Raw genomic sequence first — 20,615 nt, 5'->3', positions numbered from 1 at the left:
GTGTCCACACCGCACGGCGGCGACCGCCGCGTCCATGTCTCCGGCGACGTCACGGGCAACATCCAGACCGGCGACCACGCCAGGGCCCGGTTCATCCAGCACGGAGCCCCGCCCGGCGGAGCCGAGGAGCCGCCGGAGGTCCGGCGGTTGCGCCAGGCGGTGGCGGACCTGCGGGAGCGCCTGGACGCCCTTTCCCCCGGCGAACTGCCCGCCCCGGCCGCCGAGGTGGCGGCGGGGGCGCTGGACGAGGTGGACGACGCGCTGCCCGCCGACGGGGAGCCGGCGCTGGGGCGGGTGCGACGCGCGGTGTTCGCGGTGTCGGGAGCGCTGGCGTCGGTCGCCGCCCTGACGGAGGCGGTGAGGTCACTGCGGGACGCGGCGGCACCCTGGTTCTGACGGGTCGGTGCGCATGGGGTGCCCTGCGGGGCTTTTCCCCTACCCGCCCCTTCCCCAATGCTCATGAGTAGGTTTTCTGAGAAAGAGCTGAAGGGGCCCCGTCCGGTATGTGGCCGGACGGGGCTACGGTCTCGCCGTCACAGCGGCAGCAGCGCACGACGCGGATGGCGGCGGGGTCGGTGGCGGTCATGCGAGGACCGCCGATCCGTCGGCGTCGCGCCGGACCCGGACCGTGCGGAGCCCGGTGCCGGGTCGATGTACAGAGCGTCCGGGTAGTCCCACCCGCCCGGGCCGGACTCACCTCTCGCCGCCGAGGGCTGCTCGGGGGCGGCTCATCCTTCGGCTTCCGCGTCCAACCGTTCCCAGCCCTGCGCCGCCGCTGAGAGAGCGGCATTTCGGTGTGCCCGCCGGGCTCGTTCGGCTGCGTCCCGCTGTCGGCGCTGGTCTTCTTCGTGCGCGAGGACGTGCGGGCGGATGAGGAGGCCGGTTGCCCAGAGGTGGGCGAAGTCGTCGACGACGGCGGATTCGGGGTCGGGCTGTGGGGCGGGGAGGTCCGGTGCGGGCGGGGTGTGGGTGTGGCAGAGGTAGGTGGCGCTGTGCCGGCCGGGGGTCGGGAAGATCAGGGCCCGTAACCACGCGGCTTAGAGGCGCTAACAAAGGCGTTTAACGTGACGGTGGGTGATGAGGCAGGTGGCGAGGCCGAGGAATGCCTCGTGGATGTCATCGCGCCGCTCCCACCGGATCCGCAGGCGGCGAAAGCCGTGCAGCCAGGCGATCGTCCGTTCCACCACCCACCTGAAGGTGCCCAGGCCGGAGCCGTGTTCCCTGCCCCGTTCGGCGATGACCGGGCGGATGCCTCGTTGCCAGAGCAGGCGCCGGTACTTGTCGTGGTCGTAGCCGCGGTCCGCGAGCAGGGCATCCGGCCGCCGGCGGGGGCGGCCGACCGTACCGGCCACGGCGGGGACCTTGTCGAGCAGGGGCAGAAGCTGCGTGACATCGTTACGGTTCCCACCGGTCAGCGACACCGCGAGTGGGATGCCCTGTCCGTCGGTCAGGACGTGGTGCTTGCTGCCCGGCCGCCCACGGTCGACCGGGCTGGGCCCGCTTTTGGGCCCGCCGGGCCGCCCTCACATGGGAGGAGTCGATCACCGCCCGCGACCAGTCCAGCTTGCCCTTCGACCGCAGCTTCCTCAGCAGCACCACATGCAACTGGTCCCAGACGCCGGCGTCGTTCCACGCGGCCAGCCGCCGCCAGCACGTCATACCTGAGCCGAAGCCCAACTCCTGCGGCAGATACTCCCACTGAATGCCCGTATGCAGCACGAACAGGATCCCGCACAACGCCTGCCGATCCGGCACCCTCGGCCGGCCCTCCACCAGCTTCGGCCCCGGCCCGGGCAGCAACGGCTCCACCAGCGACCACAGCTCATCCGACACGATCCACGGCCGCGACTGACGTTTCCCCACGGCCAGACCAACGAGCAGACAAGCCCACAGTCACACGATCAACAGCTTTTGTTAGAGCCAGTAAGTGGGCGATACGATCGCGCATAGTCGCTCAGCTCCTGAGTAGCCGTGTCGGCTAGCCCCGGCGGACCGTTGCTGGTGGAGCTGTACGGGGTTGCACGCAACACTGTGCGGTCAGCCCTGTCTGTGCTCCGGGAAAGCGGTCTCGTCTACACCGTGCCAGCCCGTGGCACGTACGTTTGCGAGCCTACCGACGATGGCACAGCGCCCCCGGAGTAGCGCTTACGATCTTCCGTGGCTCCTCGTCCAGTGCCGTTGGGCGCCCGATCGGGGCGTGCGGCGGCAAGGGGAAGGGGTGGGGGTCAACTCAGGCCGGAGCCCCGCCCGTCCGCCTCGGGGGAAGCGCACGAGCGAGGCGGCAGAGACCAGGGGCATTTACTGTCTGTCACTCCCACGAGTGCTGGCAGCTCATGCAGCGGAACGTCTTCCCATCTTCGGTCATCACGAGTGGACTACCGCAGTTCGGGCAGCTCGTGTTTCCCAGGACGGGAAGCCATCGGAGCGTTCTGCGTAATCGGTGCATGTTCCCTCCGGTTCGTTTACATGTACTCGTCGGGTTCGCCTCCGTGCTGGTCCATCGGCCAGGCGACACGGCATTCCAGGCACGTCAGCCGCCACTCGAACTGTTCGGTTCGCGGGTTCTTGGCGTGCGTGGTGATGACGGTGATGCCTTTGCATTTGACACACCGCACGGGAGGGTTCTGCGCCCCACCGGACCGGTAGGCGTCGGGACCAACGAAGTCGCCGTTACTCATGTCACCCACTGTGTCAGGCGGACAGTGGCCATTGGCTCCAACTCGACAACAAAGTCGAGCACTTGACGCCATCGCGTCACCCGCCCGGCCGCCCACAGCCACGAAAGCGACCGGACGGGGGTTTGAGGGGTTACGCGGTGATGGGCTCTCCGAGCGTGAGCAGCGGGTGCTGGTGGTGCAGCCCGACCGGCCGGTGCCGTGGCCAGTGGTCGACCGGGCGGGGGCTCAGGTGCGGTGCGCCCTCTCGAAGTGGCGCACGATCTTGTGCCGGATCTCGGACTCCCTCACGCTGCCGCCGGCCGCCTGTGCCTGGCGTAGAGCGACGACCAGGTAGCGGCAGGCGGTGCAGCGCGGGGTCTCCGGCAAGGTGTCCGGTGACGGTGACGTGATGCGCATGTGCCTCCGTTCCGGGGTGGGTGTGTCGCCAGGGGTTCACGAGCGGGTGATGCGGGTGCGCTGCCCGACAATGGGCGTACAGCCCCTCCGCGTGCCAACGGACGGCCCGCTTATCACCCCGCTCCTGCGCCGCCGTGATGTTCGCGACGTGGGCGGAGCACTCGGCGCACACCCTGTTGCCGTCGGGTGTGGCGAGCGGGCCCCGGGACAGCGGCATGGACACCGTCATCCACCCACCTCCGGGAGTCGGAGCGTCAGCCGCTCTTCCGCGGTAACGGCGCGAAGCTCGGACGAGTCCGCCCACCACTGCCGACCGCCCCACAACCCCTTGATCAAGTAGCGTCCACGGTCCCTCTTCTGGACCACTGCCTCCACGTCGCCGCGTGTGTCGACCACCGTTGCGCCGATCCGGTACCCGTCGCCCTGATGCTTCATCTGTTCGAGCCCTCCGCGTGTCCCGCTCATGTGGAGCGGGCAACTCCCGTGTAGACCAAACAGAGTTGCGTTCGCATGCAGCGCTGAACAGTGCTTTTGTGTTTCCAACCACCAATGGAAAGTTGAGGAGTTGCCCATGCCAGAAGAAGAGGCGCAAGACGGCCCGGAGTTCTATGGAGAGGAGGTACGGCACGCTCGCCGGCACGCGGAAGCCACGCAACAGGATCTAGCGGACGCAACGGGGTACAAGGTGCCTTACGTGTCCAAAGTTGAACACGGACACACCTTGGGATCTGAACGCTTCGCCGAAGGCTGTGATCAGTTCTTCAAGACTTCTGGGTATTTCCTCCGGCTGCATCATCGGATCAGTGACAGCGGCCATCCCGAATGGTTCGTGCCTTACGTCAAGCTAGAGCGCCACGCCCGCGCCATTGAGGACTACTCAAACACGTTCATCAAAGGCATGCTGCAAACCTCCTCCTACGCCGAAGCCGTCTTTCGAACGGCATACCCTCGCGAGACCGACAGACAGATCAAGGCTCGTGTGGAATCACGACTCGCCCGGCATAGCGTGATAGAGCGCGATGCACCCCCGGCCCTCTGGCTGATCCTTCACGAAGCCACGCTACGTATGATCGTCGGCAGTCCAGAGACGATGGAGGAACAGCTTGAGTACCTGCTAGCGGAGGCGGAACGCCCCACCGTCACCATCCAGGTCTTCCCAAACGGCACCACGCCAGCCGCCCACTTGCCTTTCGTGCTGCTGACGCCAACAGACGCCGGACCAACAGTCTTGTACGAGGAAATCCGACACCACGCGCGGGTGGACGACTCACCATCGGCGGTTTCGGAAGCCCAGTACGTCTACAACCGATTGCGTGCTGACGCGTTGGCCCCCAAGCAGTCAACAGCGCTGATTCGTACCATCCTTAAGGAGATCACCCATGACCACCACCCACGATCGCCCCACATTGACATGGGTGAAGTCCAGCTACAGCGGCGGGACCGGCGGGGATTGCGTCGAGTGGGCCCCCGCGTCCGCAGCTACCGGCGCCGTGCCCGCCCGTGACAGCAAGCGCCCGGCGGGGCCAGTGCTCGTGGTGCCGGCGGCGGCTTGGTTGGCGTTCGTCGGTGCGATACGGGGCGGCGGGCTCCCCGTCAACTGACGCCTACTCGCTACCAACGCAAAAGGGCCCCGTACTCGCCACCCATGGAAGGGAAGGCGAGTACGGGGTGGTGGTGTGTTCAGCCAGCAAGCACGTTGGTCAGTCGGGCGGCGGCCTTCCCGCCGAACAGGGCGAGGCCGCAATAGAAGTCGATGCGGGTGCGATAGACCGGCTTGTCATGGGACTCGCCGAGATCGGTGGCCTGTACACCGCCGTTGGTCAGCCCGGACCTCCGGCATCGGTCCTCGTGGACCCGAAGCGCACTGCGTAGATGTCACCAGTCTGCTTTCCCCCAGTACCCGTGGTGAGGGATAGTACGTCGGATCCGTCCAGCTTCTGGCCGGGGTCCAGGAGCGGCACACCCTTTTGTGACACTGCGTGCACAACGGGCGCAGACGCTGCCACGCGTCCGGCTCAGCGACACCCTGAGCCACCAACTCACCTCGGCTCACCGGGAAGTGGTCAGCGACCACCGCCGTGCGCCCGCGCAACAGACACCATGGGTGGGCATACAGGTACCGCCGACGGACACGCTGCCACCTGGTCCCGTAACCCCGTTCCACCGACGTGCCACGCTGCTGCTCAGCCTCACGCTGGTGCCGCTCACAACGCCCGCCGACCCGGGTCAGCTCAGGGCACCCGGGGGTCGAGCACGGGGGGCGGGGGCTGCGGGGCATGGGGGGATCACTCCAAGAGCGGAGACTGTGGAGATGGGTATGCTTCCGTAGTGCACCTGCCGTCGCCAGCAGATCAACCGCCGGAAGTAGCCCAAGGACTGGACGGGCGAGGGCTCTCGTGTGAGAGGTCGTCACCCGTCTTGAGCTGATGCCACCCCGCAGGGGCCGTACCCTGTCCGCGCTCGCAGCATCCGCCGCCCCGGAGCAGCTCAGGGCGCGAGGGGGTGGCGAGACGGGCGAAGGGTACCTCGATCAGGTGACACATGATCAGGTGGCATTCGCCACCCCTTCGCCAGTTCCGCCACCACTTCGCCACCCGAATGCGGGTGGTGCCCGCCCGTCCTGCCCATTGAGGACCGGGGTCCGGGGCGGAGCCCCGGGTCGGGAAGGGGTGGGGCCGGGGGAAAGCCCGCGTGGCACCCCCGACTCAGGACGTCGTCGGCAGCCCGTCGCGGACCTCGCGTGCCGCCGTCACCAAGTGCTCCAACGACTCCCGCACCTCCGGCCACCCCCGTGTCTTCAGGCCGCAGTCCGGGTTGACCCACAGCCGCTCGGCCGGGATGGCCTCCAGGCCCTTGCGGAGCAGGGCGGCCGCTTCCGCCGTGTCCGGGACGCGGGGGGAGTGGATGTCGTAGACGCCCGGCCCGACCTCGCGCGGGTAGCCGGCCGTGGCGAGTTCGCCGGCGACCTGCATATGGGAGCGGGCGGCCTCCAGGCTGATGACGTCGGCGTCGAGGTCGTCGATGGCCCGGAGGATGTCGCCGAACTCCGCGTAGCACATATGGGTATGGATCTGAACGTCCGGGGCGGCACCGCCGGTGCTCAGCCGGAACGCCTCCGTGGCCCAGGCCAGATAGGCGGCGTGGCCCGCCGCGCGCAGCGGCAGCGTCTCGCGCAGGGCGGGCTCGTCGACCTGGATCACCGCGCTTCCCGCGGTGGCCAGGTCGTCCACCTCGTCCCGCAGAGCGAGCGCGACCTGGCGGGCGGTCTCGCCCAGCGGCTGGTCGTCGCGGACGAAGGACCAGGCGAGCATGGTGACGGGCCCGGTCAGCATGCCCTTCACCGGCCGGTCGGTCAGCGACTGGGCGAAGGACGTCCAGCGCAGGGTCATCGGCTCCGGTCGGGAGATGTCCCCGGCCAGGATCGGCGGCCGGACGTAGCGGGTGCCGTACGACTGGACCCAGCCGTGCCGGGTGGCGAGGTAGCCGGTGAGCTGTTCGGCGAAGTACTGCACCATGTCGTTGCGTTCGGGCTCACCGTGCACCAGGACGTCGATCCCGGTCTTCTCCTGGAAGGAGATCACCTCCCGGATCTCGGCCTCGATGCGCCGCTCGTACGTGGCCGTGTCGATCCGGCCGGCCCGCAGCCCGGCGCGGGCCGCGCGCAGTTCGCCGGTCTGCGGGAAGGAGCCGATCGTGGTCGTGGGCAGCAGCGGCAGCCCGAGGCGGGCGCGCTGGGCGGCGGCCCGGTCGGGGTACGGCAGGGAGCGCCGGGCGTCGGCGTCGGTCACCGCGGCGGTGCGGGCACGCACCGCCGGGTCGTGGGTGAGCGCGGAACCGGCCCGGGACGCCAGGTCGGCGCGGTTGGCGGCGAGTTCCGCCGCGATGGCGCCGGTGCCCTTGGTCAGCCCCCGGGCCAGGGTGACGAGCTCCGCGGTCTTCTGCCGGGCGAAGGCCAGCCACCGGGCGATCCGGGGGTCGATGTCGCGCTCGGCGGTGGCGTCCAGGGGGACGTGCAGCAGGGAGCAGGAGGCCGCGACGTCCACCCGGTCCGCGAGGCCGAGGAGCGTGGCGAGGGTCTTGAGCGACGCCGTCAGGTCGTTGATCCAGACGTTGCGGCCGTCGACGACGCCCGCGACGAGCCGCTTGCCGGGCAGGCCGCCGGCCGCGGCGAGGTCGTCGAGGTTGGCGGCGGCCGGGCCGGTGAAGTCGAGGGCGAGCCCGTCGACGGGCGCCTTGGCCAGCACGGGCAGGGCCGCGCCGAGCCGGTCGAAGTAGGAGGCGACCAGGAGCCTGGGCCGGTCGGTGAGCGCGCCCAGCTCACGGTAGGCCCGCGCGGTGGCGTTGAGTTCGGCCGGGGTGCGGTCCTGGACCAGCGCGGGCTCGTCCAGCTGGACCCACTCCGCGCCGGCGGCCCGCAGGTCGGCGAGCACCTCGGCGTAGACCGGGAGCAGCCGGTCCAGGAGGGTCAGCGGGTCGAAGCCGGCCGTGACGCCCGGCGCGGGCTTGGCCAGCAGGAGGTAGGTGACCGGTCCTACGAGGACGGGGCGCGCGGTCAGGCCGAGGGCCGCGGCCTCCGCGAACTCGGCGACCTGCCGGGTGGAGTCGGCCGTGAAGACGGTGTCCGGGCCGAGCTCGGGGACGAGGTAGTGGTAGTTGGTGTCGAACCACTTGGTCATCTCCAGCGGCGCCACGTCCTGGGTGCCGCGGGCCATCGCGAAGTAGCCGTCCAGGGCGTCCGCCTCGACGGCGGCGCGGTGCCGGGCGGGGATCGCGCCGACCATGACGCTGGTGTCCAGGACGTGGTCGTAGTACGAGAAGTCGCCGGTCGGCACCTCGTCGACACCGGCCTCGGCGAGCCGGCGCCAGGCGGCGGCGCGCAACTCGGCCGCCGTCCTGCGGAGTTCGCCGGCGTCGACACGGCCCTTCCAATAGCCTTCGACGGCCTTCTTCAGTTCCCGGTTCTGGCCCTGGCGGGGGTAGCCGTACACGGTGGCCCGTGCTGCCGCGGCTGCGGACTTGCTGGTCACGGAACTCTCCTTCGCGAGCTTCTTCCGATACGACCCCGGGACGGGTCGAGGGCGCGAAGGGTCGGCGAACCGGGCGGGACCACGGCGTGGATTCGCCGTACGGGACCGCCTGATATGTGCGCCGACCCGCCCTCGAGGTCACCGGGATCTCCGCGCGCGTCCGTGCGCGCGGGCAGTGGCAGGTCTTCGGACTCGCGGGCACGTCTCGTGGGACACGAGGCTCCTACTGGCCGTCGCTTCCCGGTCCTTGCCGGACCAGTGCTGATGACGGCGGTCGTTCCCGCTCACCGCTGCGGGGCAGTCCCGGATTCCCACCGGGTTCCCTCTTGCGACGCGCCTGCCTGGCGAGCAGGGCGAACCAGCTGCACCGTCAGCCTAGGCGCTGGGCCCCGCCCCTGACAGCCCCGTCCGACCGCCGGATGGTGATCTGGGACACGTGGCACGGTGGGGAACCGGTGCCGGTGCCGTGGAAGGCGGCGGCGGCCGCCGACTCGGCGCCGCCGCCTCCCGGCGGTGACCTGAGGCCCCTCAGCCCCGGTCAGTCTCTGTCGTACCGGTGGAACCCCCGGCCCGACTTCCGTCCGAGCAGCCCGGCCTCGACCATCCGCCGGAGCAGCGGCGGCGGTGCGTAGAGGGGCTCCTTGAACTCGTCGTAGAGGGACTGGGCGATGGCGGCGACGGTGTCGAGGCCGATGAGGTCGGCCAGTCTGAGCGGCCCCATCGGGTGCGCGCAGCCCAGCTCCATGCCCTCGTCGACGTCCGTCGCGGACGCGAAGCCGGATTCGGCCATCCGTACGGCCGCGAGGAGGTAGGGGATGAGCAGCGCGTTGACGACGAACCCGGCACGGTCCCGGGACCGGATCGCCGTCTTGCCCAGGGCCGTGGTCGCGAACTCCTCGGCGAGGGCCGTGGCCTCGGCGCTCGTGTGCAGCGAGGTGACGACCTCCACCAGCGGCATCACGGGGACCGGGTTGAAGAAGTGCAGGCCCAGCACCCGGTCGGCGCGGCGGGTCGCCATGCCGAGCCGCATCACGGGGATCGAGGAGGCGTTGGAGGCGAGCACCGCCGCCGGATCCTCGACGATCTTGTCGAGGGCGCCGAAGACCCGGGTCTTGGTCTCCAGGTCCTCGACGACGGCCTCCACGACGAGCTGACGGTCGGCCAGGCCGTCGAGGTCGTCGGTGAGGACCAGCCGGGCCAGCGCGTCCTCGGCGGCGGCGCGGTCGGTCCTGCCGCGCTCGACGGCCCGTTCCAGAGACCGGGTGACGCGTGCGCGCGCCCGCCGGGCGGCGGCGCCGTCGGTCTCACAGAGCACGGTGTCGAGGCCGGCCCGCGCGCACACCTCGGCGATCCCGGCGCCCATCCGGCCGCCGCCGACCACCCCGACCCTGCCGAAGCGCGCGCTCATGAGCGCACCGCCGGGCGGCGTACCAGGTGGCGGGTGTAGGCGTCGGTGGTGAAGAAGCCGGGCAGTTCCCCGGACAGGGCCGTACGGACGAACACGTCGCGGGCCGGTCCGGCCGGCGCCCGCGGGTCCTCGGCCGCCAGTGCCGCGGTCTCCTCGTCGAGGACCGAGAGCACCTCCGTACGGTCGATCACGCCGTGCCGCAGCCACTGCCAGATCCGGCAGCGGGCGATCTCGGCGGTGGCGGCGTCCTCCATCAGCCCGTACAGGACGACCGTGCCGCTGCCGCGCAGCCAGGCGTCGAAGTAGCGCAGCGCCACGGCGATGTCGGCGCGGACGCCGGACGGGGTGGGCGGGCCGCCGGTGCGGTGCACGGCGAGCAGGTCGGCCGCCGTCACCTCCACGTCGGCGCGGGTCCGCTCGATCTGGTGCGGACGCCTCGCGAGCACGGAGCCGAAGACCTCGCGGCAGACGGGTACCAGCCCGGGGTGGGCCACCCCGGAGCCGTCGAAGCCGTCCTCCGCCTCGCGCTCCTTGTCCAGTCTGACGGTCGCCAGCGCGGCCTCGTCCGCCCCCGCGCCCCGGCCGGGGACCTGGGCGGCCGTCCCGCCGATGGCGTGCGCGCCGCGCCGGTGGCAGGTGCGGACCAGCAGCTCGGTACAGGCCCGCAGGAAGGGCGCGGTCATGGTGACGCGTGCCCGGTCGGGGAGGACGAAGTCGGGGCGGTGGGCGAAGTTCTTGACGACGCTGAAGAGGTAGTTCAGACGTCCGGCGGTCAGCCCCGCACTGTGCTCGCGCAGCTCGTAGAGGATCTCCTCCATCTCGAACGCCGCCGTGACCGTCTCGATCCGGACCGTGGCCCGGACGGTGCCGCGCGGGATGCCGAGGAGCCCCTGGGCGAGCAGGAAGACGTCGTTCCAGAGGCGGGCCTCCAGATGGTTCTCCAGCTCGGGGAGGTAGAAGTACGGCCCGGAGCCCGCGGCGATCCGCCGCCGCGCGCAGTGGAAGAAGTACAGGCCGAAGTCGACGAGGGAGGCGGCGACCGGGCGTCCGTCGATCAGCAGGTGCTTCTCGGTCAGGTGCCAGCCGCGGGGGCGTACGACGAGGGTGGCGAGGTCCTCGCCGAGCCGGTGCTCCGTGCCGTCGGGGGCGGTGAAGCCGATCCGCCGCCGGACGGCGTCCAGCAGGTTCAGCTGGCCGCCGATGACGTTCTCCCAGGTGGGGGAGGTGGCGTCCGCGAAGTCCGCGATCCATACCCGGGCACCGGAGTTGAGGGCGTCGACCGTCGTCCGCCGCTCGGGCGGTCCGGTGATCTCCACCCGCCGGTCGGTGAGTCCCGGCGCGGGCGGCGCCACCCGCCAGCCGGGATCCGCCCGGATCCCGGCGGTCGCCGGAACGAAGTCGAGCGTGCCGCCCATGGCGAGGAGCGCGGCCCGGTGCCGCCGCTCGGCGAGCAGCTCGGCGCGGCGGCCCGCGAAGGCGGCGTCGAGGGCGGCGAGGAAGTCGAGGGCGGCGGGGGTGAGGATCTCCTCGAAGCGGGGGCCTGGGGCGGCCAGCACCTGGACGCGATGGATGGCTGTGGTCATGGTGTCTCCTGGGGGCGGTGCGGTTCGTCGAACGGGATGCGGCCCCGGACCCCGCCCCTTGAGCTCCCCGGACGCCGCGGACGGGCCGGACAGGGCGGACAGGGTGGACAAGGCGGCCAGGCCCGACCGGGCGCCCCGCTCGTCGGGATGCCCTGCCCGGGCGGTCCGGGGCTTCTCGGCGGGGGTGTCCTGCTCGGGTCGCCCGGGGCGGGATCCCGGCCTTTCGGGGAAGGCCGGCCCGTGCGCGATCCAGCCCGTCCGGCGTTTGAGGACACCGCGCGGAAGGGGCCACGGGGCCGAGGCCCCGCCACACGGCGGAAGGGACGGATCCGGCGGAGGGAAGGCCACCCGCCGGTGGTGTCCGGCGTATAAGCCGGCTCGGCGAAGTCCGGTACGGTTCGGCAGCGCCCCGAAGGGGCGCGGGGAACTGCGCGGCGGCCACAACGCACCCGCGGATGACTCGCCGGAGTTCCAGCGGAGCGCTCAGTGGAACTGCTCCTCCTCCGTGGAGCCGCGCAGCGCCACCGTCTCCGCCGCCGGGTTCAGCGCCGTCGACACCAGGTCGAAGTACCCCGTACCCACCTCCCGCTGGTGCCGTACGGCCGTGAACCCCTGCTCCCGCGCCGCGAACTCGCGCTCCTGGAGGTCGACGTACGCGGTCATGCCGTGCTCCGCGTAGCCGCGCGCCAGGTCGAACATCGCGTGGTTGAGGGAGTGGAAGCCGGCCAGGGTGATGAACTGGAAGCGGTAGCCCATCGCGCCCAGCTCGCGCTGGAACTTGGCGATCTGGTCGTCGTCGAGCGCGGCGCGCCAGTTGAAGGACGGCGAGCAGTTGTAGGCGAGCATCTTTCCGGGGTGCTCGGCGTGGAGGGCCTCCGCGAACTCGCGGGCCTGCGCCAGGTCCGGGGTGCCGGTCTCCACCCAGATGAGGTCGGCGTACGGGGCGTACGCGAGGCCGCGGGCGATGACCGGGGCCATGCCGTTCTCGACTCGGTAGAAGCCTTCGGCGGTGCGCTCGCCGGTGCAGAAGCGGGCGTCGCGTTCGTCGACGTCGCTGGTCAGGAGGCTGGCCGCGAGCGCGTCGGTGCGGGCCACGAGCACGGTGGGCACATCGGCGATGTCGGCGGCGAGGCGGGCGGCGTTGAGGGTGCGGATGTGCTGCGCGGTGGGGATCAGGACCTTGCCGCCGAGGTGGCCGCACTTCTTCTCGGAGGCGAGCTGGTCCTCGTAGTGGATGCCGGCCGCGCCGGCGGCGATCATCGCCTTGGTGAGCTCGAAGACGTTGAGCGGCCCGCCGAAGCCGGCCTCGGCGTCGGCGACGATCGGCGCCAGCCAGTCGACGGCGTCCCCGGTGCCCTCGGAGGTGGCTATCTGGTCGGCGCGCAGCAGGGCGTTGTTGATCCGGCGGACCACGGTGGGCACCGAGTTGACCGGATAGAGGCTCTGGTCGGGGTAGGTGTGCCCGGCCTGGTTGGCGTCGGCGGCGACCTGCCAGCCGGAGAGGTAGATCGCCTGGAGTCCGGCCCTGACCATCTGCACGGCCTGGCCGCCGGTCAGCGCGCCGAGCGCGTGCACGTAGTCGCGCTCGTGCAGCTGCCGCCACAGCCGCTCGGCGCCGCGCCGGGCGAGGGTGTGCTCCTCGCGGACGCTGCCGGCGAGCCGGACGACGTCCTCGGCGCCGTACGTCCGCTCGACGCCCGCCCAGCGGGGGTCGGTCGTCCACCGCTGTACGAGTTCCTCGGCCGTCGTCTTCCCTGACTGCGTCATGCCGTCTCCCGGTTCCGCGTGTGAGGACTCTGCGCGGCGCCGACACTGCGGGCCGCACAACGACTCTGACAGCGGCACTGAGTGCCAACAACCGTGGATCCTTGCCAAGTTCTGCGAAACTTCGCCGCCCGTTCCGCCAATGTTGCGAAGAGCTCGCCGGGAACCTTCGCGAAGGTCCCGCCGGGGGCGGCGACGGGTCGGGACGGGCAGGGCCCTGGACTTAGTAGGACGTCCAACTATATGTTCGTGTCCAGAGCCCGCGGTGCAGGGAAGCCGGTGTGATTCCGGCACGGTCCCGCCACTGTGACCGGGGAGTGCGTCGCCGTACACACGCCACTGACGAGCGAGATGTCGGGAAGGCGGGCGGCGCGCGATGATCCGGGAGTCAGGATACCGGCCGTGGGTGTTCGTGTTGTCGTCCACGAGGATGGAGTTGACACGCATGGCACCCGTACGTTCCCACGGCCCATGTGATCCGGACCGGCGAGCGGCCGCGCCCGCTCCCTGACGGTCCGCGATTCCCCGCGTCCCGCGGATCCGTACGGCCCCCGGCGCGCCCGCGCCCTTCGCCGTACCGGCCCGGCCATCCCCGGACACCCCTGACGAGAGCAGGCTCCCATGGTCCGTGAACTGACTCATTTCATCGGCGGAAAGCACGTTTCCGGCGCCTCCGGCATCCACGGCGACGTGTACGACCCCAACACCGGCGAGGTCCGGGCGCGTGTCCCGCTCGCCGGGCGGGCCGAGACCGAGGCGGCGATCGCCGACGCCGTGGAGGCGCAGCGCGAGTGGGGCGAGTGGAACCCGCAGCGCCGGGCCCGCGTCCTGCTGAGGTTCCTCCAGCTCGCCGAGGCCGAGAAGGACTCCCTGGCCCGGCTGCTCTCCGCCGAGCACGGCAAGACCGTCCCCGACGCGCTCGGCGACCTCCAGCGCGGTCTGGAGGTCGTGGAGTTCGCCGCCGGGATCCCGCACCTGCTGAAGGGGGAGTTCACCGACAACGCGGGGAGCGGCATCGACGTCCACTCGCTGCGCCGGCCCATCGGCGTCGTCGCCGGCATCACCCCCTTCAACTTCCCCGCGATGATCCCGCTGTGGCAGGCCGCGCCCGCGATCGCCTGCGGGAACGCCTTTGTCCTCAAGCCCTCCGAGCGCGACCCGTCCGTACCGCTGCGACTGGCCGAACTCTTCCTGGAGGCAGGGCTTCCGCCCGGTGTGCTCAATGTCGTCAACGGCGGCAAGGAGGCGGTCGACACCCTGCTGGAGGACCCCCGGGTCGGCGCCGTCGGATTCGTCGGCTCCACTCCGATCGCGGCGCACATCTACGCCACCGCCGCCGCCCACGGCAAGCGCGCCCAGTGCTTCGGCGGTGCGAAGAACCACATGATCGTGATGCCGGACGCCGACCTCGACCAGGCGGTGGACGCGCTGATCGGCGCGGGCTACGGCTCGGCCGGCGAGCGCTGCATGGCCGTCTCGGTGGCCGTGCCGGTCGGCGAGGAGACCGCCGACGCCCTGGTCGCGAAGCTCAAGGAGCGCATCGGCACCCTGCGCATCGGCCGCTCCGACGACCCGGACGCCGACTTCGGCCCGCTGGTGAGCCGCGACGCCCTCGACCGGGTGCGCCGCTATGTCGACATCGGCACCACGGAGGGCGCCGAACCGGTCGTGGACGGACGCGGCTTCGTCCTCCCCGGCCACGAGAACGGCTTCTTCGCCGGCGCCACCCTCTTCGACCACGTCACCACCGGTATGCGGATCTACCGGGAGGAGATCTTCGGCCCGGTGCTCTGCGTCGTCCGCGCCGCCGACTACGAGGAGGCCCTGCGGCTGCCCTCCGAGCACCCGTACGGCAACGGCGTCGCCCTCTTCACCCGGGACGGTGACACCGCCCGCGACTTCACCCGGCGCGTCGACACCGGCATGGTCGGCGTCAACGTCCCCATCCCGGTGCCCGTCGCCTACCACACCTTCGGTGGCTGGAAGCGGTCCGGCTTCGGCGACCTCAACCAGCACGGTCCCGACGCGATCCGCTTCTGCACCCGAACCAAGACCGTCACCTCGCGCTGGCCCTCCGGGGTCAAGGAGGGCGCGAGCTTCACCATCCCGACGATGGGATGACGGCCGTGACCACCCTGCTCACCGACGACCAGACCGCGCTCGTCGACACGACCCTGGACTTCGCCCGGGAACACCTCGCCCCGCACGCCGTGGCCTGGGACCAGGAGAAGCACTTCCCCCTCGACGTCCTGCGCAAGGGCGCCGGGCTCGGCCTCGGCGGCCTCTACGTACGGGAGGAGGCGGGCGGCTCCGGGCTGACCCGCTCCGACGGCGTCCTCGTCCTCGCCGCGCTCGCCACCGGCTGCCCCTCCCTCGCCGGCTACTTCTCCATCCACAACATGGTCGCCTGGATGATCGACCGCTACGGCGACGCCGCCCAGCGCGCCCGCTGGCTGCCCGGCCTGTGTGCGATGGAGTCCCTGGGCAGTTACTGCCTCACCGAGCCGGGCGCCGGCTCCGACGCCGCCGCCCTGCGCACCCGCGCCGAGCGCGACGGCGACCACTACGTCCTCACCGGCGTCAAGCAGTTCATCTCCGGCGCCGGCGCCTCCCGGGTCTACCTCGTCATGGCCCGCACCGGCGGCGACGGGCCCGGCGGGATCTCCGCCTTCGTCGTCGAACGGGACGACCCCGGCCTGTCCTTCGGCGCGAACGAGAAGAAGATGGGCTGGAACGCCCAGCCTACCCGCCAGGTGCTCCTCGACGGGGTCCGGATCCCCGCCGACCGCCGCCTCGGCGCCGAAGGCGACGGCTTCCGGATCGCCATGAGCGGCCTCAACGGCGGCCGGCTCGGCATCGCCGCCTGCTCCCTCGGCGGCGCCCAGAGCGCCCTCCAGCGCAGTCTCGCCCACCTCGCCGACCGGGAGGCGTTCGGCGCCCCGCTGCTCGACGCGCAGGCGCTCCGCTTCCGGCTCGCCGACATGGCCACCGAACTGGCTGCCGCCCGCGCGCTCGTCGGCCAGGCCGCGACGGCCCTGGATCGGGACGACCCCCAGGCGCCCCAGCTGTGCGCCATGGCCAAGCACTTCGCCACCGACACCGGCTACTCCGTCGCGGACCGCGCCCTCCAACTCCACGGAGGCTACGGCTACCTCAGCGAATACGGTATCGAGAAGATCGTCCGGGACCTCCGGGTCCATCAGATCCTGGAAGGAACCAACGAGATCATGCGCCTGATCGTGGCCCGCGGCCTGACCGGAGCCGGCCGATGACCCCGACCACCCCGATGACCCCGACCACCCCGGCCACCGGGGACGCCCCCGTCCTGATACGCACCGAAGGCCGCGCCGGTTACCTCACCCTCAACCGTCCCAAGGCCCTCAACGCCCTCAGCCACGACATGGTGCGCCGCATCGACGAGGCCCTCACCACCTGGGAGCACGACCCCGCGATCGAGGCCGTGGTCATCAGCGGCGCGGGCGAACGCGGCCTGTGCGCCGGCGGCGACATCCGCTCCATCCACGCGGACGCGCGGGACGGCGACGGCACGGCCACGGCGGCCTTCTGGTACGACGAATACCGCCTCAACGCCCGTATCGCCCGCTACCCCAAGCCCTACGTCGCCGCCATGGACGGCATCGTGATGGGCGGGGGAGTGGGCGTCTCGGCCCACGGCAGCGTCCGGATCGTCACCGAGCGCTCCAAGGTCGCCATGCCCGAGACCGGCATCGGCTTCGTCCCGGACGTCGGCGGCACCTATCTGCTCGCCCTCGCACCCGGCGAACTCGGCACCCACCTCGGCCTCACCGGGGCGCCGGTCGGCGCCCGGGACGCCCTGCTGTGCGGGCTGGCCGACCACTTCGTACCCTCGGACGAGCTCCCCGCCCTCCTCGCCGCCCTCGCCGGGGAGGCCGTTTCCGACGTCCTCGCCCGCCACGTCCGCGAGGCGCCCGAAGGCGAGCTCGCCGGGCACCGGGAGTGGATCGACCACTGCTACGCGGCCGACACCGTCGAGGAGATCGTCGAACGGCTCCTCGACCACGGCGCGACCGCCGCGAAGGAGGCCGCCGGGACGCTCCTCGCCAAGTCCCCCACCTCGCTCAAGGTCACCCTGGCCGCCCTGCGCCGGGCCCGCGACCTCGGCCCGCTGGAGCGCGTCCTGGAGCAGGAGTACCGCGTCTCCTGCGCGGCCCTCTCCTCGCCCGACCTCGTCGAGGGCATCCGTGCCCAGGTCGTCGACAAGGACCGTGACCCGAAGTGGTCGCCCGCCACCCTCGCCGGGGTCACGGACGCGGACGTGGCCCGCTTCTTCGCACCCCTCGGAGCACGGGAACTCTCCCTCGCCGCCGACGGCTCCGGACCGGAGGTGCCCTGGTGAGCCGGGCCCCGGACACCCGCGCCGTCGGCTTCGTCGGGCTCGGGAACATGGGCGGCCCGATGGCCGCCAACCTTGTCACGGCCGGCCACCGCGTCACCGGGTACGACCTTTCGGCCGCCTCCCTCGCGGCCGCCGCCCGTACCGGGGTCGAGCCCGCCGCCTCGGCGGCCGCCACCGCCGCCGGGGCCGACGTCGTGATCACCATGCTGCCCGCCGGGCGCCACGTCCTCGCCCTCTACCGGGACGAGGGCCTGCTCGCGGCGGCCCGGCCCGGCACCCTCTTCGTCGACTGCTCCACCATCGACGTCGCCGACGCCCGCACCGCGCACGAGGCCGCCGCCGCGGCCGGTCACCAGGCCCTGGACGCACCCGTCTCCGGCGGGGTGACGGGCGCCGAGGCCGGCACCCTGACCTTCATGGCGGGCGGCGGCGAGGCCGAGTTCGCCCGGGCCGCGCCGCTGCTGTCCGCGATGGGCGCGAAGGCGGTGCACTGCGGGGCGCCGGGCGCCGGACAGGCCGCGAAGATCTGCAACAACATGATCCTCGGCATCTCGATGATCGCCGTCAGCGAGGCGTTCGTCCTCGGCGAGAGCCTCGGCCTGTCCCACCAGGCCCTGTACGACGTGGCCGCCACCTCCTCCGGGCAGTGCTGGGCCCTCTCCGTCAACTGCCCCGTCCCCGGCCCGGTCCCGGGCAGCCCCGCCGGCCGCGACTACCGGCCCGGCTTCGCGGCCCCGCTGATGGCCAAGGACCTCGGGCTCGCCGCCGCGGCCGCCCGCGCCGGCGGCGTCGACGCGGAACTCGGCCTGCGGGCCGCCGGGATATACGCCGAGTTCGCCGGGGGCGACGGCGCCGCGCAGGACTTCTCCGGCATCGTCCGGGCCATCAGAGCGCGGTCGGCACCGACCGCCGAGCAGAACGGAACGAGCACCTCATGACGTACGGGACCATCCTCGTCGAACGTAAGGACCGCACCGCTCTTGTCACCCTCAACCGCCCCGAGGCCCTCAACGCCCTCAACCTCCAGGTCATGAATGAGGTCGTCGCGGCGACGGAGGAGCTCGACCGGGACCCGGACATCGGCTGTATCGTCCTCACCGGCTCGGAGCGGGCCTTCGCGGCCGGCGCCGACATCAAGGAGATGCGCCCGCGGAGCTACATGGACATGTACCTCAGTGACTGGTTCACCGCCTGGGACCGGCTGGGCGCGCTCCGCACCCCGACCGTCGCCGCCGTCTCCGGCTACGCGCTGGGCGGCGGCTGCGAACTCGCCATGCTCTGCGACATCCTGCTGGCCTCCGACACCGCCGTCTTCGGCCAGCCGGAGATCAAGCTCGGCGTCATCCCGGGCATCGGCGGCTCCCAGCGGCTCACCCGCGCCGTCGGCAAGGCCAAGGCGATGGAGCTCTGCCTGACCGGCCGCACGATGGACGCCGCCGAGGCCGAGCGGGCCGGGCTCGTCTCCCGCGTCGTCCCGGCCGCCGACCTGCTCGCGGAGGCCCTCTCGGTCGCCGGGACCGTGGCCGGGATGTCGGCGCCGGTCGCCATGATGGCGAAGGAGGCGGTGAACCGGTCCTTCGAGACGACCCTGGCGGAGGGCGTGCGGTTCGAGAGGCGGCTGTTCCACGCGGTGTTCGCCGTCGAGGACCAGAAGGAGGGCATGACGGCGTTCGCCGAGAAGCGGGTGCCGGTGTTCGGCCACCGGTAGGCGGCTTGCCCGGAGGGGCTCCGCCCCGGACCCCGGGCCTCGCTCTCCCCCGGCCACTGCCGGGCGTGCCCCCGAGAGGGGCCCGGGCGGGCTGATTTCAGCCCGTCCGGCGATTGAGGACACCGCGCGGCAGCGCGGAAAGGGGCCCTGCCGAGCCCCGTACGGACTCCCCGGCCCCCGGACGGCCCTCAGCCCTCCCCGAGCACCGGATACGGCACCCGCGCCCGCCGGTCCGGGTCGATCGCCAGCCGGCCGCCCGCCGGAGGCCGGGCCCGCTGGGCGCAGTCGCGCCGTTCGCAGATGCGGCACCCCAGCCCGATCGGGGTGGCCGCGCGGGGGTCGCCCAGGGCGACCCCCGCCGCGTAGACCAGCCGGTGCGCGTGGCGCAGCTCGCACCCCAGGGCCACCGCGAACTCCGCGCGCGGCGCGTGGTGGCCGAAGCCGCCGCGCGTCACCGTGCGCGCGATCCAGAAATAGCGCGTCCCGTCGGGCATCTCCGCGACCTGGGTGAGGATCCGGCCCGGCGCGGAGAACGCCTCGTACACCGTCCACAGCGGGCAGGTGCCGCCGAGCCGGGAGAAGTGGAAGGCGGTCGCCGACTGCCGCTTGGAGATGTTGCCCGCCCGGTCCACCCGCAGGAACGAGAACGGCACCCCGCGCCGGCCCGTCCGCTGGAGCGTGCTGAGCCGGTGGCAGACGGACTCGAAGCCGACCCCGAACCGGGCCTGGAGCAGCTCCACGTCGTAACCCAGCTCCTCGGCCGCCGCGTGGAACGCCGTGTACGGCATGAGCAGCGCGCCCGCGAAGTAGTCGGCGAGACCGATCCGGGCGAGCGCCAGCGACTCCGGGGAGGACGGCGCCGCGTTCCCGGCGAGCGCGTCGAGCAGCGGGCCGTGCTCCAGCAGGGCCAGCTGCGTGGCGAGCTGGAACGCCCGCTGGCCGTCGCTGAGCCACGGTGACAGGAACACCAGGCCGGCGTCCGCGTCGAAGCGCCGGGCGTCGACCGCCCCGCCGCGCCGGGCCGGGGCGGCCCGGACGACTCGCACGCCGTGCCGGCCGGCCAGGTGCGCGGTGAGCGCGTCGGCCGAGCGGCCGGGCCGCAGCCCCAGTTCGCCGGCGGTGCGCTCGGCGGCGCTGTCGAGGGCGCCGAAGTGGTTGTGGTGCTCGTAGAAGAAGTCCCGCACCTCGTCGTGCGGTTCGGCCGGGGGCAGGACACGGGTGTCACCGGGCGAGGCGAGCGCGGCGGCCCGCTCGGCGGCGTCCCGGTAGCGGCGGTGCAGGGCGACCAGGGCGCGGGCCACCTCCGGGTGGTCCCGGGCCACCTCGGCGATCTCCTCGGCGGGCGGTGGTGCCCCGCACGCCTCGTCGCCGAGCGCGGCCCGCAGATCGGTGGTGAGCCGCTCCTCGTCCGCCTGGGAGAAGAACTCCGCGTCGACGCCCAGCACCTCGGCGATCCGCAGCAGCACCGAGGCCGTGAGCGGCCGCTGGCTCTGCTCGATCTGGTTCAGATAGCTGGTCGAGATGCCCAGCGCGCGGGCCAGCTCCACCTGGTTCATCCCCCGCTCGCGGCGCAGCCTGCGCAGCTTCGCGTGGGCGTAGATCTTCCGGCCGGCCGAACGCGTCATGCCCGAGCCCTCCCGTCCGCCCGCTCCGACGGCGGACCCCCTCTTGCG

17 protein-coding genes and 2 riboswitches are annotated in these 20,615 nt (G+C 72.1%); of the genes, 9 read left to right on the top strand and 8 right to left on the bottom strand.

What is annotated here, in order from left to right:
- Positions 1-396, top strand: coding sequence for a DUF5955 family protein (locus AF335_RS20610; RefSeq protein ID WP_102919900.1), 396 nt, complete (start codon positions 1-3; stop codon positions 394-396).
- Positions 397-1,046: 650 nt separating this feature from the next.
- Here AF335_RS20610 and AF335_RS20600 read toward each other — a convergent pair.
- Positions 1,047-1,863, bottom strand: a protein-coding gene (locus AF335_RS20600) for an IS5 family transposase (RefSeq protein WP_425329124.1) whose coding sequence is annotated in 2 segments (ribosomal slippage) — positions 1,047-1,518 and positions 1,517-1,863 — 819 coding nt in all. Because the reading frame shifts where the segments join, the coding sequence is not laid out codon by codon here.
- Positions 1,864-1,971: 108 nt separating this feature from the next.
- Here AF335_RS20600 and AF335_RS36255 point away from each other — a divergent pair.
- Complete coding sequence (locus AF335_RS36255) at positions 1,972-2,142, top strand: GntR family transcriptional regulator (RefSeq protein WP_102919898.1); 171 nt, start codon at positions 1,972-1,974, stop codon at positions 2,140-2,142.
- Between the two features lie 320 nt (positions 2,143-2,462).
- Here AF335_RS36255 and AF335_RS20590 read toward each other — a convergent pair whose 3' ends face one another.
- Both AF335_RS20590 and AF335_RS34755 read right to left on the bottom strand, forming a co-directional pair.
- On the bottom strand, positions 2,463-2,678 hold the full coding sequence (locus tag AF335_RS20590; protein WP_102919897.1) for a hypothetical protein: 216 nt from the start codon (positions 2,676-2,678) through the stop codon (positions 2,463-2,465).
- 225 nt (positions 2,679-2,903) lie between these two features.
- Positions 2,904-3,074, bottom strand: coding sequence for a hypothetical protein (locus AF335_RS34755; protein ID WP_170127762.1), 171 nt, complete (start codon positions 3,072-3,074; stop codon positions 2,904-2,906).
- 571 nt (positions 3,075-3,645) lie between these two features.
- On the opposite strand from AF335_RS34755, the gene AF335_RS20580 reads away from it, so the two are divergent.
- Both AF335_RS20580 and AF335_RS20575 read left to right on the top strand, forming a co-directional pair.
- Positions 3,646-4,578: a helix-turn-helix domain-containing protein gene (locus AF335_RS20580; RefSeq protein ID WP_244927108.1), complete on the top strand. Its 933-nt coding sequence runs from the start codon at positions 3,646-3,648 to the stop codon at positions 4,576-4,578.
- Positions 4,490-4,675 (top strand): DUF397 domain-containing protein, encoded by a 186-nt coding sequence (locus AF335_RS20575; RefSeq protein WP_244927107.1) that lies wholly within the window; start codon positions 4,490-4,492, stop codon positions 4,673-4,675. The genes AF335_RS20580 and AF335_RS20575 overlap by 89 nt, the downstream gene beginning before the upstream one ends.
- A gap of 1,104 nt (positions 4,676-5,779) precedes the next feature.
- Here AF335_RS20575 and metE read toward each other — a convergent pair.
- The 4 genes from metE to aceA form a co-directional block, all read right to left on the bottom strand.
- On the bottom strand, positions 5,780-8,101 hold the full coding sequence (gene metE, locus AF335_RS20565) for a 5-methyltetrahydropteroyltriglutamate--homocysteine S-methyltransferase (protein ID WP_102919894.1): 2,322 nt from the start codon (positions 8,099-8,101) through the stop codon (positions 5,780-5,782).
- Between the two features lie 176 nt (positions 8,102-8,277).
- A riboswitch (cobalamin riboswitch) is annotated at positions 8,278-8,462 on the bottom strand.
- 177 nt (positions 8,463-8,639) lie between these two features.
- Positions 8,640-9,509: a 3-hydroxybutyryl-CoA dehydrogenase gene (locus AF335_RS20560; RefSeq protein ID WP_102919893.1), complete on the bottom strand. Its 870-nt coding sequence runs from the start codon at positions 9,507-9,509 to the stop codon at positions 8,640-8,642.
- The gene (gene aceB / locus AF335_RS20555; protein WP_102919892.1) at positions 9,506-11,092 is read right to left on the bottom strand and encodes a malate synthase A; all 1,587 of its coding nucleotides are present in this window, start codon (positions 11,090-11,092) and stop codon (positions 9,506-9,508) included. Before aceB ends, AF335_RS20560 begins: the two co-directional genes overlap by 4 nt.
- Before the next feature lie 483 nt (positions 11,093-11,575).
- Positions 11,576-12,859 (bottom strand): isocitrate lyase, encoded by a 1,284-nt coding sequence (aceA, locus tag AF335_RS20550; RefSeq protein WP_102919891.1) that lies wholly within the window; start codon positions 12,857-12,859, stop codon positions 11,576-11,578.
- Positions 12,860-13,102: 243 nt separating this feature from the next.
- Positions 13,103-13,275: riboswitch (cobalamin riboswitch) on the top strand.
- A 202-nt stretch (positions 13,276-13,477) separates the two neighbouring features.
- Here aceA and AF335_RS20545 point away from each other — a divergent pair.
- From AF335_RS20545 to AF335_RS20525, 5 genes are read left to right on the top strand one after another with little or no spacing between them, the layout of a single operon-like run.
- The gene (locus AF335_RS20545; protein ID WP_102919890.1) at positions 13,478-14,977 is read left to right on the top strand and encodes a CoA-acylating methylmalonate-semialdehyde dehydrogenase; all 1,500 of its coding nucleotides are present in this window, start codon (positions 13,478-13,480) and stop codon (positions 14,975-14,977) included.
- Positions 14,974-16,128: an acyl-CoA dehydrogenase family protein gene (locus tag AF335_RS20540; protein WP_102919889.1), complete on the top strand. Its 1,155-nt coding sequence runs from the start codon at positions 14,974-14,976 to the stop codon at positions 16,126-16,128. Before AF335_RS20545 ends, AF335_RS20540 begins: the two co-directional genes overlap by 4 nt.
- Positions 16,125-17,234 (top strand): enoyl-CoA hydratase/isomerase family protein, encoded by a 1,110-nt coding sequence (locus AF335_RS20535; RefSeq protein ID WP_228773532.1) that lies wholly within the window; start codon positions 16,125-16,127, stop codon positions 17,232-17,234. Before AF335_RS20540 ends, AF335_RS20535 begins: the two co-directional genes overlap by 4 nt.
- Positions 17,231-18,172, top strand: a complete 942-nt coding sequence (mmsB, locus tag AF335_RS20530) for a 3-hydroxyisobutyrate dehydrogenase (RefSeq protein WP_107503488.1) — start codon at positions 17,231-17,233, stop codon at positions 18,170-18,172. The genes AF335_RS20535 and mmsB overlap by 4 nt, the downstream gene beginning before the upstream one ends.
- Positions 18,169-18,942: an enoyl-CoA hydratase gene (locus AF335_RS20525; protein ID WP_102919888.1), complete on the top strand. Its 774-nt coding sequence runs from the start codon at positions 18,169-18,171 to the stop codon at positions 18,940-18,942. The genes mmsB and AF335_RS20525 overlap by 4 nt, the downstream gene beginning before the upstream one ends.
- A 188-nt stretch (positions 18,943-19,130) precedes the next feature.
- Here AF335_RS20525 and AF335_RS20520 read toward each other — a convergent pair whose 3' ends face one another.
- Positions 19,131-20,567 (bottom strand): short-chain fatty acyl-CoA regulator family protein, encoded by a 1,437-nt coding sequence (locus AF335_RS20520; protein WP_102919887.1) that lies wholly within the window; start codon positions 20,565-20,567, stop codon positions 19,131-19,133.
- Positions 20,568-20,615 lie beyond the last annotated feature (48 nt).

Source organism: Streptomyces eurocidicus (assembly GCF_002891295.1).
Classification (GTDB): domain Bacteria; phylum Actinomycetota; class Actinomycetes; order Streptomycetales; family Streptomycetaceae; genus Streptomyces; species Streptomyces eurocidicus.
The sequence above is the reverse complement of the archived record's forward strand: the minus strand, read 5'-3'. Positions and strand labels throughout refer to the sequence as shown.

Bases quoted from the DNA above. Each gene is read 5' to 3' on its own strand.
- AF335_RS20590 (WP_102919897.1), bottom strand. From the start codon at position 2,678: ATGAGTAACGGCGACTTCGTTGGTCCCGACGCCTACCGGTCCGGTGGG.
- AF335_RS34755 (WP_170127762.1), bottom strand. From the start codon at position 3,074: ATGCGCATCACGTCACCGTCACCGGACACCTTGCCGGAGACCCCGCGC.
- AF335_RS20580 (WP_244927108.1), top strand. From the start codon at position 3,646: ATGCCAGAAGAAGAGGCGCAAGACGGCCCGGAGTTCTATGGAGAGGAG.
- AF335_RS20560 (WP_102919893.1), bottom strand. From the start codon at position 9,509: ATGAGCGCGCGCTTCGGCAGGGTCGGGGTGGTCGGCGGCGGCCGGATG.
- aceB (WP_102919892.1), bottom strand. From the start codon at position 11,092: ATGACCACAGCCATCCATCGCGTCCAGGTGCTGGCCGCCCCAGGCCCC.
- aceA (WP_102919891.1), bottom strand. From the start codon at position 12,859: ATGACGCAGTCAGGGAAGACGACGGCCGAGGAACTCGTACAGCGGTGG.
- AF335_RS20545 (WP_102919890.1), top strand. From the start codon at position 13,478: ATGGTCCGTGAACTGACTCATTTCATCGGCGGAAAGCACGTTTCCGGC.
- AF335_RS20540 (WP_102919889.1), top strand. From the start codon at position 14,974: ATGACGGCCGTGACCACCCTGCTCACCGACGACCAGACCGCGCTCGTC.
- AF335_RS20535 (WP_228773532.1), top strand. From the start codon at position 16,125: ATGACCCCGACCACCCCGATGACCCCGACCACCCCGGCCACCGGGGAC.
- AF335_RS20525 (WP_102919888.1), top strand. From the start codon at position 18,169: ATGACGTACGGGACCATCCTCGTCGAACGTAAGGACCGCACCGCTCTT.
- AF335_RS20520 (WP_102919887.1), bottom strand. From the start codon at position 20,567: ATGACGCGTTCGGCCGGCCGGAAGATCTACGCCCACGCGAAGCTGCGC.